Annotated in this window: 1 protein-coding gene; it reads left to right on the top strand. The window is 51.7% G+C overall.

Annotation, left to right across the window (positions count from 1 at the left end; translation table 11 throughout):
* Nucleotides 1-478 (top strand): IS3 family transposase (locus M6G53_RS25065; RefSeq protein WP_253335267.1); only part of this gene is annotated, 478 nt, incomplete at both ends.

Genomic DNA, 478 nt, shown 5'->3' with positions numbered 1-478 from the left:
AGAACAGCAATCTCCACTCTTAACTCCAATGTTAGCATCGGCAGCTCGCTTAAAACTGCCAGTTTTACCCCAGGTGGGTCCGAATTACATTGGCATGTGGGTCATTTTTACATCGGTACTAACAAAGTTGAGAGCCTTGATGCAGGAGAACGATGCCAGAGCGCGTCGGAAAGGGCAAAAATCGTCACGGCATTGAGGCAGAAACACGGACTGGGCCTGTTAGTGCAGGTCAGCGCCTTGCCCCGCAGCACCTATTATTATTGCTGCAAAAACAGCAAGAGGCCGGACAAATACCGGGAGATGAAACAGCGGGTAGAGGCCATCTTCCACGCCCATAAAGGCCGTTACGGCTATCGCCGCGTGGCCTGTGTTCTGCGTAAGGAAGGGCATCGGTTAAATCATAAAACCGTCCGGAAGCTGATGACGGCGCTGCAGTTGAAGTCACCAGTACGCAGTAAGAAGTACCGGTCTTATAAGG

Origin of the sequence: Serratia nevei (assembly GCF_024160145.1) — a bacterium.
Taxonomy (GTDB): domain Bacteria; phylum Pseudomonadota; class Gammaproteobacteria; order Enterobacterales; family Enterobacteriaceae; genus Serratia; species Serratia nevei_A.
This window is presented reverse-complemented; position numbering and strand designations above follow the sequence as displayed.